The sequence below is a fragment of the Variovorax sp. GW821-FHT09A10 genome (assembly GCF_059418385.1).
Map to the genome: position 1 here is coordinate 524951 of NZ_JBWKPT010000004.1, position 16248 is coordinate 541198.

Annotated in this window: 10 protein-coding genes; all 10 read left to right on the plus strand. The window is 66.5% G+C overall.

Annotated features, from left to right (window positions below; translation table 11 throughout):
* Nucleotides 1–81 precede the first annotated feature (81 nt).
* The 10 genes from tssB to AC07Q9_RS19185 all read left to right on the plus strand — a co-directional run bounded on the left by tssB (nucleotide 82) and on the right by AC07Q9_RS19185 (nucleotide 16248).
* Nucleotides 82–597: a type VI secretion system contractile sheath small subunit gene (tssB, locus tag AC07Q9_RS19140; protein ID WP_099793844.1), complete on the plus strand. Its 516-nt coding sequence runs from the start codon at nucleotides 82–84 to the stop codon at nucleotides 595–597.
* 2 nt (nucleotides 598–599) lie between these two features.
* Nucleotides 600–2090: a type VI secretion system contractile sheath large subunit gene (gene tssC / locus AC07Q9_RS19145; protein WP_062474765.1), complete on the plus strand. Its 1491-nt coding sequence runs from the start codon at nucleotides 600–602 to the stop codon at nucleotides 2088–2090.
* 80 nt (nucleotides 2091–2170) lie between these two features.
* Nucleotides 2171–2683: an Hcp family type VI secretion system effector gene (locus AC07Q9_RS19150; RefSeq protein ID WP_062474768.1), complete on the plus strand. Its 513-nt coding sequence runs from the start codon at nucleotides 2171–2173 to the stop codon at nucleotides 2681–2683.
* A 110-nt stretch (nucleotides 2684–2793) separates the two neighbouring features.
* Nucleotides 2794–3285 (plus strand): type VI secretion system baseplate subunit TssE, encoded by a 492-nt coding sequence (gene tssE / locus AC07Q9_RS19155; RefSeq protein WP_062474770.1) that lies wholly within the window; start codon nucleotides 2794–2796, stop codon nucleotides 3283–3285.
* Between the two features lie 29 nt (nucleotides 3286–3314).
* Nucleotides 3315–5165: a type VI secretion system baseplate subunit TssF gene (gene tssF / locus AC07Q9_RS19160; RefSeq protein WP_495311315.1), complete on the plus strand. Its 1851-nt coding sequence runs from the start codon at nucleotides 3315–3317 to the stop codon at nucleotides 5163–5165.
* Complete coding sequence (gene tssG, locus AC07Q9_RS19165; RefSeq protein WP_495311317.1) at nucleotides 5129–6250, plus strand: type VI secretion system baseplate subunit TssG; 1122 nt, start codon at nucleotides 5129–5131, stop codon at nucleotides 6248–6250. Before tssF ends, tssG begins: the two co-directional genes overlap by 37 nt.
* 41 nt (nucleotides 6251–6291) lie before the next feature.
* Nucleotides 6292–9009 (plus strand): type VI secretion system ATPase TssH, encoded by a 2718-nt coding sequence (tssH, locus tag AC07Q9_RS19170; protein WP_495311318.1) that lies wholly within the window; start codon nucleotides 6292–6294, stop codon nucleotides 9007–9009.
* Nucleotides 9010–9047: 38 nt separating this feature from the next.
* Nucleotides 9048–11873 (plus strand): type VI secretion system Vgr family protein, encoded by a 2826-nt coding sequence (locus AC07Q9_RS19175; protein ID WP_495311320.1) that lies wholly within the window; start codon nucleotides 9048–9050, stop codon nucleotides 11871–11873.
* Nucleotides 11874–11885: 12 nt separating this feature from the next.
* On the plus strand, nucleotides 11886–12830 hold the full coding sequence (locus tag AC07Q9_RS19180) for a DUF4123 domain-containing protein (RefSeq protein ID WP_495311322.1): 945 nt from the start codon (nucleotides 11886–11888) through the stop codon (nucleotides 12828–12830).
* Nucleotides 12823–16248, plus strand: coding sequence for a T6SS effector BTH_I2691 family protein (locus AC07Q9_RS19185; protein ID WP_495311324.1), 3426 nt, complete (start codon nucleotides 12823–12825; stop codon nucleotides 16246–16248). The genes AC07Q9_RS19180 and AC07Q9_RS19185 overlap by 8 nt, the downstream gene beginning before the upstream one ends.

Consider the following 16248-nt stretch of genomic DNA (forward strand, 5'->3'; position numbering starts at 1 on the left):
ACGAATGGGCGTGCGGTTTCCAAATAGGCCGTACAACTTTTTAATTCGTTTCTCAGTCCTATTGCGAAGGTATTGAAACTTATGGCGACCAAAAGACAGAGCGTGCAGAAGCGGCTTCAAAAAGTGCGCCCGCCGCGCGTGCAACTCACGTACGACGTGGAACTCGGTGACGCCATCGAGAAAAAGGAATTGCCTTTCGTCGTCGGCGTGATCGCCGACCTGGCGGGCCAGTCCGAGGTGGAGCAGCCCAAGCTCAAGGACCGCAAGTTCGTCAGCATCGACCGCGACAACATGGACGACGTCATGAAGGGCGTGGCTCCGCGTGCCGCCTTCCAGGTGCCGAACAAGCTCGACGGGCGCGGCGGCAGCTTCGGCGTCGACCTCACCTTCAACTCGATGGACGCCTTCTCGCCCGAAGCCGTCGTCGAGCAGATCGAGCCGCTCAAGCGCCTGCTCGACGCGCGCACCAAGCTGGCCGACCTGCGCAACAAGATGGCCGGCAACAGCAAGCTCGAAGACCTGCTGGCCGACGTGCTGAACAACACCGAGCAACTCCAGCGCCTGGGACAGGGCGTTGGCAAGAAGGACGAAAGCTGACCATGACCGCGCAAGCACTATCGGCATCGAGCGGTGCCGCTTCGTCGGAAGCCTCGGTCGACCTGCTCGACCAGATCGTCGAGAAGAGCAAGGTCGCCAAGTCCGACGTGGAACACACGCGCACCAAGGACCTCATCGGCGAACTGGTCAGCCAGGTCCTCGAAGGCTCGGTGATCGTCTCGGACAACGTGTCGGCCATGATCGACGCCCGCGTGGCTGACCTGGACGCGCTCATCTCCGCCCAGCTCAGCGCCGTGATGCACGCGCCCGAGTTCCAGAAGCTGGAGAGCACCTGGCGCGGCCTGGAGTACCTGGTCAAGGAAACGCCGACCGGCACCATGCTCAAGATCAAGGTCATCAACGCCACCAAGCGCGACCTGATCCGCGACTTCAAGGCCGCCGTCGAGTTCGACCAGAGCGCGATGTTCAAGAAGGTCTACGAAGAAGAGTTCGGCACCTTCGGCGGTGCGCCGTTCGGCGCGCTGGTGGGCGACTTCGACGTCACGCGCCAGCCCGAAGACATGTACTTCCTGGACCAGATGGCGCACGTGGCGGCTGCCGCCCACGCGCCCTTCATCGGCGCGGCCTCGCCCGAGCTGCTGGGCCTGGAAAGCTTTGCCGACCTGGGCAAGCCGCGCGACATGGCCAAGGTGTTCGACACCGTCGAGTACGCCAAGTGGAAGTCGTTCCGCGATTCGGAAGACTCGCGCTACGTGGGCCTCACGCTGCCGCGCTTCCTCGGGCGCCTGCCCTACCACCCGCGCGAAGGCACGGTGGTCGACAGCTTCAACTTCGTCGAAGACGTCGACGGCACCGACCACGCCAAGTACCTCTGGTGCAACGCCGCCTGGGCCTTCGCCACGCGCCTGACGGCTGCGTTCGACGACTTCGGCTGGTGCGCGGCCATCCGCGGTGTCGAAGGCGGCGGCCTGGTCGAAGACCTGCCCACGCACACCTTCAAGACCGACGAGGGCGAGATCGCCCTGAAGTGCCCGACCGAGATCGCCATCACCGACCGGCGCGAAAAGGAGCTCAGCGACCTGGGCTTCATTCCGCTCGTGCACTGCAAGAACTCCGACTACGCGGCGTTCTTCGGCGCGCAGTCGCTGCAGAAGGCCAAGAAGTACAACACCGACAGTGCCAACGCCAACGCGGTGCTCTCGGCGCAGCTGCAGTACATCTTCTCGGTGTCCCGCATCGCGCACTACCTCAAGGCCATGATGCGCGACAAGATCGGCAGCTTTGCCTCGGCGCACAACGTCGAACAGTTCCTGAACCGCTGGATCGCGCAGTACGTGCTGCTCGACGACAACGCGACGCAGGAACAGAAAGCCCAATTCCCGCTGCGCGAAGCCGCCATCCAGGTCGGCGAAGTGCCCGGGCGGCCCGGCGTGTACCGCGCGGTCGCGTTCCTGCGGCCGCACTTCCAGCTGGATGAACTGTCTATTTCACTGCGCTTGGTCGCCGATCTGCCGAAGTCAGTGAATAAGTAAGGAGGCAGATCGGGTGCGCGGCCGAGGGGCCGTGCTGCAACACGTTAACTGTCAGTAATCAATCAAGAAGGGGAAGAAACATGAAAGATATCTACGTCAAGTTCGGCAGCCCGGCCATCAACGGCGAGTCGCAGGACAAGGACCACAAGGACTGGATCGAAGTCAGCTCGTGGCAGCACAGCATCGTGCAGCCGCGCTCGGCCACCGCGTCGACCGCCGGCGGCCACACCGCCGAGCGCTGCGAGCACGGCGAGATGATCTTCACGAAGGACATGGACGTCGTCAGCCCGCTGCTGTACCAGCACGCGTCGGGCGGCACCACCTTCGACGAAGTCACGGTGCAGTTCTACCGTGCCGACGGCGAAGGCAAGCGCGTGCAGTACATGGAGATCAAGCTCAAGTACGTGCTGATCGCCAGCGTGAACCCGAAGGTCGTGAGCACCGATGTGGCCAGCGTGCCGAGCGAGACCTTCTCGCTGAAGTACGCCGCCGTGCAGTGGAAGTACACGCAGCAGAAGATCGGCGGCAACCAGGGCGGCAACTCGCAAGGCGCCTGGAGCCTCACGAAGAACGACAAGACCTACTCGGTCTGACGCCAGTCGGGCGATGTCGACCGCGGCGAGAGGCCGCGGTTTCTTTTTGGCGCCGCGCCCCTCGCGCGGCGCCTTGCCCGTTGCTCGACGCGAGAGACAGGGAGTGACCCATGACAGGATTCGAACCGGGCCTGCTCGACAAGCTGTTCGATGACGACTGGCGCGGGCCGGCTTCGCCGGTGCTGCGGCATTTGTCGCTTGACGAGGTCAAGAACGTGGTCGCACGCGACCTCGAATCCCTGCTCAACACGCGCATGGTCTTCGACGACGCCAAGCTCCAGGCCTACCCCGAGTGCCGGCGTTCCGTCATGACCTACGGCCTGAGCGATTTCTCGGGCCTGAGCCTGGCCAGCCACTACGACCGATCGTTCATCTGCCGCTCGCTGGAGCAAGCCATTGCGCGCCACGAGTCGCGCCTGCGCGATGTCTCGGTGTCGCTCGAGGTCGACGGCCAGGCCAGCACCCACATGCTGTATTTCGGAATCACCGCCTTGCTCGTTCTGCCCGAACTGGCCGAGCCGGTGAACTTCGACGCCATGCTGCAGCCCACGACGCTGCAGTACTCCATCACCCGCGGCACCGGCAAGAGCCGGTACGCCTAGCGCCACGATCCGCGCACACGACGCACACCATGGACGAGTTGCTGCCCTTCTACGAACGCGAGCTGGCCTTCCTGCGCGGCTACTCGCAGGAGTTCGCCAAGGGCTACCCGAAGATCGCCGCGCGCCTGGCCATCTCGGCCGACGCCAGCGAAGACCCGCACGTCGAACGCATGATCCAGTCGTTCGCGCTGCTCACGGCCCGCATCAGCAAGAAGCTCGACGACGACTACCCCGAGCTCACCGAAGCGCTGCTCGAGGTGATGTACCCGCACTACCTGCGGCCCTTTCCGTCGTGCTCCATCGCGCAGTTCGACGCCGGCGGCGCGGCGCTCGCCAAGCTCAGCAAGCCCGTCACCATCGCGCGCGGCACCGAGCTGACCTCGCAGCCGGTGCGCGGCGGCGCCTGCCGTTTTCGCAGCGTGTACGACGTCACGCTGGCGGCGGTGCAGGTGTCGAACGTGGTCTACCACTCGGTGGTCAACGCGCCCGCGCAGGCCTCGCTGCCGCGCAATGCCACGGGCTGCCTGTCGGTCACGCTCGAGGCCACCGGCGAGCAGAAGTCGCTCGGCACCCTGGCGCTCACGCTGGCGCGCCTGCGCACCTTCATCGATGCCGAGCCCTCGCTGGCCACGGCGCTGGCCGACGCCATCTTCTTGAAGACGGCCGCCGTCTTCGTGGAGCCCGAGCGCAGCGGCAAGTGGACGCTGGTGCAGGGCGAGGCGCTGCACCCGGTCGGTTTCGACGAGGCCGACGCGCTCATCGAACTGCCGCCGCGCTCGCACCCGGCCTACCGCCTCTTGAGCGAGTACTTCGCGTTCCCCGAGAAATTCAACTTCGTCGACATCGACCTGGCGAACGCGCTGCGCCACATCGGCTCGTGCCGCTCGATCACGCTGCACCTCGTGATGACCGGCGTGCGCGCCGATTCGCCCACGGCGCGGCTGCTCGAGGGCGTGTCCAGCCGCAATCTGCGCCTGGGCTGCACGCCCGTCATCAACCTCTTCAAGCAGCGCAGCGACCCGATCCGCGTCACGCACGCCGCCGCCGCCTACCCGGTGGTGGCCGACGCGCGCCGCGCCTTCGGCTTCGAGGTCTACAGCATCGACTCGGTCAAGCTCGTGAAGCAGACCGCCGAGGGCGACGCCTACATCGAGTTCCGGCCCTTCTACTCGCTGCACCACGGCGAGCATCCGAAGGAAGCCGAGCACTACTGGTTCGCGCGGCGCAACGAACTCGTGGCGCAGCGCAGCCCGGGCTACGAGACCGAGCTCTCGATCGTCGACATCGACTTCCAGCCCTCGCTGCCGCAGACCGAAACGCTGAGCATCGACCTCACCTGCACCAACCGCGACCTGCCGCATTCGCTGGCCTTCGGCCTGCCCGGCGGCGACCTGTTCATCGAGGGCAACTCGGTGGCGCGCTCGATCCGCATGCTGCGCCGCCCGACGCAGACGCTGCGCATGCCGCGCGGCAAGGGCGTGCAGTGGCGGCTGGTGTCGCACCTGTCGCTCAACCACCTGTCGCTGGCCACCAGCGGGCTGCCGGCATTGAAGGAAATGCTGCGGCTGTACGACCTGGGCCGCTCGGCCGTGTCGGCGCGGCAGATCGAGGCCATCACCGCGATCGAGCAGCAGGCCACCACGCAGTGGTTGCCCGGCAAGCCCTTCGCGACCTTCGTGCGCGGCATCGAGCTCAAGCTCACGGTCGACGAGACCGGCTTCGTGGGCAGCAGCCTGCAGGCCTTTGCCCGCGTGATGGACCATTTCTTCGGTCTCTATGTGCACCTGAACAGCTTCACTCAATTGGTGATCGTTTCGGCGCGCGACAAGGAGGAGCTGGTGCGATGCAAGCCCCGCAGCGGCGAATCGATCCTCCTGTAGCCGAAAGGCTGCTGCGCGAACCCTACCGCTTCGAGTTTTTCCAGGCGGTGCGGCTGATCGAGCTCATGCTGCTCAAGCGGCAGGAGCGCGACGTGCACCAGCGCCTGGTGCCCGGCGAGCGCATGGTGCCGCGCTGGGTGCGCTTTCGCAGCTCCACGAGCCTGAACTTCCCGCCCAGCGAGATCGAGGCGCTGGCGGTGCGCGACGCCGTGGGCGAGCTGATGTCGGGCGCGCAGCTGTGCGAGCCGCCGCTGTCGCATGAGGACGAGCACGGCCTGAGCCGCATCGAACTCACGCCCGCCTCGTTCGGCATGCTGGGCGTGTCGGGCGCCCTGCCCATCGTCTACACCGAGATGCTGATGCGCCGCGAGCAGCATCTGCGCGACAGCTCGGCGCGCGCCTTTCTGGACGTGTTCAGCAACCGCGCCGCCGCGCTCTTCTATGCCGCCTGGCGCAAGTACCGCCTGCCGCTGCACTACGAGCACGAGCGCAGCCGCGCCTACCTGCCGGTGCTGCTGTCGATGGCCGGGCTGGAGCACACGGCCCAGCGCGATCCGCTGACCGACGGCACGGGCACCGTGTTCGACGAGACCGTGGCCGGCTACGCCGCCGCGGTGCGCCACCGGCCGATGTCGGCGGCGTACCTGCAGCGCGTGCTGTCCGATTACTTCCGCAGCCACATCCGCATCGAGCAGTTCCTGGGCAAGTGGTACGACATGCCTGTGCAGCAGCGCTCCAGGCTGGGCGAAGGCAACGTGAGCCTGGGCCAGAACGCAATGGCGGGCGAGCGCATCTGGCAGCGCGACCTGCGCATCCGCCTGTGGATCGGCCCGCTCAAGCGCAGCGCGCTGCGCGAGTTCTTTCCGGGCCGCGCGCATGCGAAGGCGCTCGAAAAGATGCTGGCGCTGCTCGCCGGCGTGACCTGCGAATACGAAGTGCGCCTGATCCTGGCGCGCGAAGAAGTGGCCGCCGTGCAGCTCAGCGACAGCGGCGGCAGCCACCTCGGCTGGGACAGCTTCATCACCACCCGCGAGGCCGAGGGCGACCGCAGCGACACGCAGTACGAGCTTCAGCCCCTGCAGTGACCCTTTCAACGAACACGACCGACAGAAAAACACCACCGCTCATGAGCACCTCGCTGAAGACACTGATCACCAAGCTCAACGCCAGCGCCCGCATGGCCACGCAGCGCGCCGCCAACCTGTGCCTGGCCCACGGCCACTACGAGGTCGACCTGGAGCACCTCTTCCTGGCGCTGCTGGAGCAGACCGACAACGACCTCGCGCGTGTGCTGCGCGCCAACCGCATCAGCGCCACCGCGATCCAGTCGGACCTGGAACGCGAGATCCAGACCTTCAAGAACGGCAACACGCGCACGCCCGTGTTCTCGCAGCACCTGCAGCAGCTGTTCCAGCAGGCATGGCTCTTGGCCTCGCTCGACGCGCACGCGGCACAGATCCGCTCGGGCCACCTGCTGCTCGCGCTGCTGACCCAGCCCGACCTCGCGCAGCTGGCGCAGCGCGGCTCGCCGCTGTTCGCGAAGATCCGCCTCGAAGACCTGAAGCACGACTTCGACAAGCTCACCGACGGGTCGAGCGAAGCGGCCGAGGCCGGCGCCTCGGGCGCGGCCACCGAGGGCGACGCGCAGCAAGCGTCGGCCGACCCGCTGGCCGCGGGCGTGCCCGGCAAGACGCCTGCGCTCGACCAGTTCACCACCAACCTCACGCAGCGCGCGAAGGACGGCGCGCTCGACCCCGTCATCGGCCGCGACACCGAGATCCGCCAGGTCATCGACATCCTGATGCGCCGGCGCCAGAACAACCCCATCCTCACGGGCGAGGCCGGCGTCGGCAAGACGGCGGTGGTCGAAGGGTTGGCGTTGCGCATCGCGGCGCAGGACGTGCCCGAGTCGCTGCGCGCCGTGGCGCTGCACACGCTGGACATGGGCCTGCTGCAGGCCGGCGCGAGCGTGAAGGGCGAGTTCGAGAACCGCCTGAAGAACGTGATCGCCGAAGTGAAGAAGAGCCCGCACCCCATCGTGCTGTTCATCGACGAGGCCCACACCATGATCGGCGCGGGCGGCCAGGCCGGGCAGAGCGACGCGGCCAACCTGCTCAAGCCCGCGCTGGCGCGCGGCGAGCTGCGCACCATCGCCGCCACCACCTGGGGCGAGTACAAGAAATACTTCGAGAAGGACGCGGCGCTTGCGCGGCGCTTCCAGGTCGTGAAGGTCGAGGAGCCCAGCGAAACGCTGGCCGCCGCGATGTTGCGCGGCATGGTGCCGCTGATGGAGAAGCACTTCAACATCCGCGTGCTCGACGAAGCCATCACCGAGGCCGTGCGTCTGTCGCACCGCTACATCAGCGGACGCCAGCTGCCCGACAAGGCGGTGAGTGTGCTCGACACCGCGTGCGCGAAAGTGGCGCTCGGCCAGAGCGCGACGCCGGCGCTGATCGAAGAGGCGAACCGCGGCCTCGAACGCATCGAGGCCGAGAGCGCCGCGCTGGTGCGCGACACCGCGGCCGGCGGGCGCCATGAAGCGCGCCTGGCCGAACTGGCGGAGCAGAAGAGTGCGTTGCAGGCCGAGTTGGCCGCGAGCCAGCAGCGCCTGGCTGAAGAGAACGCGCTGGTCGAACGCATCCGCGCGCTGCGTGCGCAACGCGACGAGTCGGCTGCGCAGCCCGAGGCTGTATCAGCAGTGGCGGAGAAGGCGCCAGCCCGCGCCGCCAGCCGCAAGAAGGCCGCCGCCGACCCTGCGCGCGACGAACTCGACGCCCTGCTCGCCGAACTGCGCGCACTGCAAGGCACCACGCCGATGGTGCCGCTGCAGGTCGACGGCCACGTCGTCGCCGAGATCGTCTCGGCCTGGACCGGCGTGCCGCTGGGCCGCATGGTCAAGGACGAGATCAAGACCGTGCGCAGCCTCGACACCCTGCTGGCCGAGCGCGTCATCGGCCAGGACCACGCGCTCGCCGCCGTGGCCCAGCGCGTGCGCACCGCGAGCGCGCGCCTGGAAGACCCCAACAAGCCGCGCGGCGTGTTCATGTTCGTCGGCCCTTCGGGCGTGGGCAAGACCGAGACTGCGCTCGCGCTGGCCGACATCCTGTACGGCGGCGAGAAGAAGCTCATCACCATCAACATGAGCGAGTACCAGGAGGCGCACAGCGTGTCGGGCCTGAAGGGCTCGCCGCCCGGCTACGTGGGCTATGGCGAAGGCGGCGTGCTCACCGAGGCCGTGCGCCGCCAGCCCTACAGCGTGGTGCTGCTCGACGAGGTCGAGAAGGCCCACCCCGACGTGCTCGAGATGTTCTTCCAGGTGTTCGACAAGGGCATGATGGACGACGCCGAGGGCCGCGAGATCGACTTCCGCAACACGCTGATCATCCTCACCTCGAACATCGGTTCGTCGCAGATCATGCAGGCGTGCCTGAACAAGGCCGACGAGGAGCGCCCCGCGCCCGACGCGCTGGCCGAGGCCCTGCGCCCCGTGCTCATGAAGGCCTTCAAGCCGGCCTTCCTGGGTCGCATGAAGGTGGCGCCGTTCTATCCGATCACCGATGCGGTGCTGGAGCAGATCATTGCGCTCAAGCTCGGCCGCATCCGCGACCGCATCGCGACGAATCACAAGGCCGTGTTCGAGTGGGACGATGCGCTGGTCGAGGCCGTGCTGGCGCGCTGCACCGAGGTCGACTCGGGCGCGCGCAACGTCGACCACATCCTCAACGGCACCTTGTTGCCCGAGATCGCCGAGGCCGTGCTCACGCGCATGGCCGACGAGACGCCGTTGGCCAAGATCAAGGCCAGCTGCGGCAAGGGCGGCGAATTCCGCTACCGGATCACCTAGGCGCAGCAGCCGCGCGTGCCCACGGGAGAACCAGAACAATGACGACGACCTTCACATCGGCCTCGCTCGGCGGGCTCATGCGCGCGGGCACCACGCAGCGCGATCGCCTGCTGGTGCTGCACACGCCGCTGGGCGAGAACAAGCTGCTGGCCGAGCGCCTGGACGGCGTGGAGTGCATCGACGGCGGCGGCTTTCGCTTCGAACTCACCGCGCTGAGCGATGACGCGCACATCGAACTCAAGACCCTCATCGGCCAGGGCGTGCGGCTCGATCTGCAGACCGCGCAAAGCCGCACCGAGCTGCGCCCCTTCCACGGCCATGTGAGCGAGGCCGAGTGCGTGTCGAGCAACGGCGGCATGGCGCGCTACCGGCTCGTCATCGAACCGTGGATGGCCTTCCTGCGGCATCGCCAGGACAGCTGCCTGTTCCAGCACCAGAACGTGTTCGACATCGTGGACGCCGTGTTCGGGCGCTACCAGAGCCAGGGCCAGCTCGTGCCCCAGTGGCGCTGGGAGATCGCGCAGCGCGACATCTACCCCGTGCGCGGCATCACCACCCAGTACCAGGAGAGCGACTTCGACTTCGTCGCGCGCCTGCTGGCGGAAGAAGGCCTGTGCTACTGGTTCGAACACGCCACCGGCAAAGACGGCGCACTGGGCAGCCACACGCTCGTCATCGCCGACCACAACGGTGCCTTCCGCGCCAACGCCCAGCCCACCATCCGTTTTCACCGCGCCGACGCCAGCGAGCGCCAGGACACCATCCAGCAGTGGCGCGGCCACCGCCAGCTGCAGACCAACAGCCTCGCGCAGCAAAGCTGGGACTACAAGAGCGTGAACGCCTGCCCCGTGCAGCAGCAAAGCCGCGCCGCGGGCCAGCGCACCCTGCACTGGAGCGATGACCCCGGCGCCTACGGATGGGAGACCAGTGCACAAGGCGAGCGCCTGCTCGCCAACGCCCTGCAGGCGCTGGAACTGCGCAACAAGCGCTTCGAAGGCCGCAGTGCCGTGCGCACCCTGGCGCCCGCCACCACCTTCACGCTGAGCGGGCACGAACAGCACGACAAGGACAGCGAGCAGGACCGCCGCTTCGCCGTGCTGGCCGTGCGCCACATCGCGCGCAACAACTTCGACGAAGACCTGAAGACCGGCATCGGCGAGCGGCTGGGCTTGCCCGACATCGCCACCGTGTTCGACAGCGGCAACGGCGATACGACCGCAGACGCCGTCACCCACTACCGCAACGAATTCACCACCGTGCGCGCGGCCATCCCCTACCGGCCGCTGAGCCTGGACGGCCACGGTCAGCGAATCCACCCCAAGCCCAGCGTGCACGGCAGCCAGAGCGCCATCGTCATCGGCGTGGGCGGCGGCGATGCCCCGGTGCACACCGACCGCGACCACCGCATCAAGGTGCAGTTCCACTGGCAGCGCGGCAGTGCGTCCAGCGCACGCCAGTCGCGCACCGACGGCCAGGACAACGCGCCCGCCGCCGACCGCCTGGGCGCCTGGGTGCGCGTGGCCGCCAGCGCCGCCGGCGACAACTGGGGCCAGATGAGCCTGCCGCGCGTGGGGCAGGAAGTGCTCGTCGAGTTCCACCACGGCGATATCGACCGCCCCGTGGTCGTCGCCGCGCTGTACAACGGCGCCGGCCAGGTCGACGCCCAGCACAACCAGAAACCCGCAGGCGCCGCCCAGTCCACCGGCAACGCGCCGGCGTGGTTCGCCGGCGAAGGCAAGGGCGCCAAGGAGCACGCGCACAACGCCGTCTTCAGCGGCATCAAGACCCAGGAACTGAGCGCCAGCCAGAGCGGCGACGGCGGCTACAACCAGCTCGTCTTCGACGACACCCCGGGCCAGGGCAGCACCAGCCTGGCCACCACCCAGGCCAGCAGCCGCCTGCACCTGGGCCACCACAAGCAGCAGGACGACAACGCCCGCGGCAAGGGCCGCGGCCACGGCGCCGAACTGGCCACCACCGCGCAAGGCGCCATCCGCGCGGGCGCAGGCCTGCTCGTGAGCGCCTATGCCCAGCCGAACGCCAAGGGCGCGTTCATGGCGAGCCGCGAAGCGCAGCAACAGACGAAACAGGCCGAAGAACTCGCCACCTCACTCGCCCAGAGCGCGCAGACGCAGAAGGCGCAGATCAAGGGCGAAGGTGCTCCGGGCGAGCTGCCGACCATCGCCGCGCTGAAGTATGTGGCTGAAGTGCTGGGGGCGAAGCAGGAGGGCGGTGCTGCGGCATCGGGCAACGGATCGGGCGGCGGCGAGATCAAGGCCACCGAAGGCGGCCACGGCAGCGTCACCGCGTACAGCGAGCCGCACCTGCAGTTCAGCGCGCCGATGGGCATCGGCTTCGTCACGCCGAAGGAAGTGATCGCCGTGAGCGGACAGCACACCGCGATCGTCGCGAGCCAGGATGTCGACCTGCCCGCGCAAGGGCAGATCGCGGTGAGCGTGGCCAAGGGGGTGAGCCTGTACACGGTGGGCACGAAGGCGGGAGAAGGCGGCGAGCCGAACCAGGAGCGCGGCATCGCGCTGCACGCGGCCAGCGGCAAGGTGAGCCTGCAGAGCCAGACCGGGGCCACGAAGATCGCGGCGGACAAGAAAGTGACGATCGCCAGCACGGCGAAGGACGTGGCCGTGGAGGCGCCCAAGCACGTGCTGCTGACGAGTGCGGGGGCGTACATCAGGCTGGAAGGATCGAGCATCAAGATCCATGCGCCGGGGAAGGTGACGTTCAGGGGGATGCACAACTTCGTGGGGCCGATGGGGGACAGTGCGAGCAACAGCGTGGGCAAGGCGGAAGCACAGCCATGCCCGAAGCAAAACGATGCCGCAGCCAGCGGCGCCGTCACCCTCTGAGGCCGGGGACAGATGTTCGAAAACCTTGTTCGGCAGTTGGGGGAGGCACTGCAGGCGGACGATGCCTTGTCCGCCTACCTACTGGTCGACCCCATGTTGCGCGAGCCCTTCTCCGAGGACCTGTTGCAGGCGGAGCCGCGCGAAACCTGGACCGTTCCTGTTCGTCACCCGTTGTTGAAGCCCGAACAGCGCCCTCGGTTGATTCGCCTGCATCCGCACGACACCCATCTGCTGAAGGCGAGCCTGGCCTTGGCGTTGAGCGAGCAGGCAGACCCGGATGCGGAGGGCGAACAAGGGTTCGTCTTGGGCGGCTGGTTGTTGACTGACGCACCGGCAGACGCATTGACTCGACATTTCGCCCGGTGCATGCAGGGCGGCTTCCCCGGTGAAACCAACCCCAAGTTCATACGCTGGGCTGATCGGCGGGTCATCGAGTGGATGTGGCCTGCACTGACACCGAACCAGCAAGCGGGTCTTCTGGGGCCCGTGCATTGCTGGTACAGCCTGGACCGATGCGGCGAACTTGTACGCTACGAGGCCACCTCCGATGCCAAGCAGGAGGGCGTGGGCTTCAGTGCCGATCAGTGGGCCCATGCAACCCGCAACGAAGCGGTTCAGGATTTGCTGCGCGGGTGGTTGCGGTTTGCAGGCACCTTGCCTTCTGACTATTTGCAGAGAGCCGCCGAGGCGACTGCCGCGACCATCTCCGCGGGATTGTCGAGCCGGCAAGACCGGGTCTTGCTGGGGGCTTACATCCTGCAGGTCCACCCGCAATTGACCACCCATCCGACCGTGCACTCGTTGATCGCTCGCGCCTTGCGCGGTGACGCCACGCTGGCGCAGGCGCTCGAGGGCGTGCCTGACCCCGAGGGATGGAACACCATTCGGACCGAGTTGGAGCGCCACGCCGGACTGTCGCAGCTTCAACCGGCCACACAGGGAGAACGACTTGGCTGATACACCTGCCCCCAGCTATTCGGCGGGCGCGCAAAAGGCGGCTGCCGGCACGCCCGGATGCACTGCCGGCGGCTGCCCGGCGTGCGCCAAAGCCGGATTGCCGGTGTTGCTCGTACGGCCCGGTCTCGCGGAAAGTAGTTACGCGCAGCCCAAACAGGACGCGGCGCGGCCGCTGCTCGACAGGCACACCGCGGAGGCGGCGTTGAGCTACAGCCGCTACGCAATGCGTACGCTGCGTGCGGGATTCGTTGTCGTTTTCTATGAGAAGCCCCATACGCCGCAATTGAAGGCCGACAAAGGCTGGCAGATTTTTCGTGTCAGCGATGGTGGGTATCTCAGTCCTTTCCCGTTGCAGGCCGTGCCCTACACGAACAGTGCCAGCAGCGAAGGTGGCTTTGTGTGCCAGCGCTCCGAAGCGTATGCCAATGCGATGCTGCTCGTGATTCCAGAGGCCAAGCTCGCGGGCTCTGTGTGGGTGGGCTACAGCGACCATCCCTGGTCCCAGCCAGTGCGAGACCTGTACGCGTCCAAAGAGGACTTGCGAAAAAGACGCATGACTCTCATCGAGGCTTCGAAGGGGACGGCCAAGCGGTCGATGCCACTGACCACGGGCGCCATCCTGACGCTTGTCGCGGACTACGACGAGAAGCTGCAGCCCAACGATTTGCTGGGTACGCCGTTCCCCCCGTTGAGCATGCAGAAGGGGGCGGCGGGCAAAGCCGGCGTGCGGCCGGAAGGCGCACTGGACGTTTTTCAAGCGGCCGAGCGTCTGGTGAGGGCTTCACAGGGGCAATACACCATGGACCATGTGCACATGGTCAGCGTTCCCGATGCCGTTGGTGTGACCTCCGAGTCGGCCTACATGCGTCTGGTCAAGTGCAACAGCGCAGCCCGGTGGCTGAACGAGTACAAGGACTCGGAAGGTAAAAAGCAGGGGCAGTGGCGACTTCAAACGGCGTTGACCATCGAGGGCTTGCTGAAAGAGATCGGTGCACAAGGCGATGCGACCAAGAGACGCATCGCAGGCATGGCGCACCTGAATGGCAAGGCCATCACGAGCGAGGATTTCCGCAAGCAGAAAGCAGCTGGCAGCTTGCCGCCGGAAGCTCGTTGGGTAGGCAATCGCAAGGCAAGGCCGATGTCGAGGGTAGACGCCTACCCCGACCCGATCAATGGAAAAATCGAGCTTCCCAACGAGGGGGAGATCGACCACGACACCGCGGGCCTCAAGGATGACGTTCTTGAGAAGCTCGGATCGGGTGGCAGGTACCCCTTCCGGAGTTTCCTGGAGCAATTCGACAGGCTTTCAAAGGCCGACAAGGATCTTCTTTCGAAGATCGAGCCCGATCACGGGGCGTGGCTCAATTCGGCAGCGCGCAAGCTCGTGACCGAGCATGACTTTGGCCTCAATGAACGCGTCGACGGCCTGCACTACGCCAATGCTGTCGCACAGATCACGTTGGGAGGGCACATGAGCGCCACGGGACTCGAGTGGTACAAGCCCTTTGCTTCTGACAACCCACATGACAGCCAGGCGCTGCTCACTCGGGCGCTGCTTGGGAATCAGGTGGCATTCTTCGACGCGTTCAAGCCCACCAAGATCCACAAGGAAACCAAGAACATCTTCAAGTTGTTCGAGGAAACGGCACAGGCTCTGAAAGATGCCAGCGCGGGCAAGGGAACTCCCTTGGCCAGCCAGGTCCTCCTTGCCAAGTATCCGTTCTACGACAAGGTCGTCAGCAGCTTGCCGTTGCTGAAAAACGCCGCCTCGGGTCTGGCGCATCCGCTCATCACCATCGTCGGCGGGATCAGCATGGCCACGACAGGCACGGACCCGGCGTCGGTCAAGACACGGCAATTCCTCACGGCCATCATGCAATGCATTACCGCCGGCACGGCAGGCCCTTCAGGCGCGATGGCGCAAACGGTCAAGATGACCCTGTCGGAGGCTGTGAAGTACTGGGAGAGCCTGCGCGGCGAGTTGGGTCGCCGCGCGGCGCAGGGCGCGGGCGCCGTAACGGGCGCGGCCAACAAGGCCGGTACCGCCGCCACAGGCAAGCTCAAGAACGTGGCGCTGGCGGGTGGTCTGAGCTTGGCACTGGCGGGGCATTCGCGCGGCCTCAACACGCTGATCGATGTGTGGATCTTCACGGCTGAATCGGCAGACGACCTCACAAAAAAGGCCACCGTCGCAGGGCGCTCCGCCGCCAACGCCGCCGCTCAGGCGGGCCGCTCTGCGGGCAATGTCGCCACTGCGGCGGGGCGGGCGGTCGGCAGCGCCACCGCGCCTGCAACGCAAGCGGCCACCCGTGCGGCCGGCTGGACCGCGGCACAGCTCTCCGGTTTTGCCAAGGGCTCGGCAGCCGTCATGAGTGGCGGCGCAGCGTCCTTCTCGGCAGCAGGCGCGGTGTTGCATGGATTCTCGATTGCCAAGTCCATCAAGATGCTGGAGAACGGCACGCAAGACCAGCGCACGGCTGCGTGGTTTGGGCTGGCCGGCTCGGGCCTGGGCATCACGGGCGCGAGCCTTGAAGTTGCCGAGCAGATTGCCAAGGCGAACAGTGCATGGGCGTCGAAGGCGAACATGCTGAAGCTGATGGCGAGCAGGTTGTCGGCTGCGGGGTTGTTTGTGGATGCGGGGTTGTCGTTCACCAATGCCTGGAAGCGAGGGCGCAACGATGATGAAGACGCTGCTACGGCCTACGTAGTATCCGGAGCGTTGTTCGGATTCGCCGGTGTGGCTGGGCTGGCGGCTGCTGGGCAAATCAGTGGCTCTGTTGCAAGCGCGGGCTTGCTGGGCCTGTCATGGACCGGCTGGGGACTGATCTTGATCGGTCTGGCCATCGGTGTCGGCTACATCGCCATGCTGCTGCAGGACGCCCCCACCGAAGAATGGGCTGCCAAGACCATTTGGGGCGGCGCCAGGGACAGATGGGGCAGCCTGGAAGTGGAGCAGCAGGAACTCAACAAGCTGCTCATGGGCATCCGCGTCGAATTCGAGTACGGCATGAACACCATGGCTACCACCGGGGCCGGCATCGCGCGCGGCAATGGTGGGCTGGGAGCGCTGTTCGTGAAAGACCCGTTCGAAGGCCACAGCGGTCTGTACAAGACCGTCGAACTGAAGCTGTGGATGCCCAAGGCATTGCGCGACAGCCTCGAATGGACCATCGGCATCACGCTGGGGGGCCGCGACGGCATCTCGACTTTGATCTACATGCTGGGTCGCAGCGTGTCGCCTGCACCACCGCTGAGCTTGAAGGGCTTGGAGCGCCCTCAACGCAGTGACGAGGGCGATTTCACCCATATCACCATTGACACCGACGGGCTGCTCTACCCACGAGCCCAGGTCCAGGTCCAGGTGCTGGTCGACGCCACCAGCGGAGACTATGTGGTGGACCAGACGATGACTGACTGA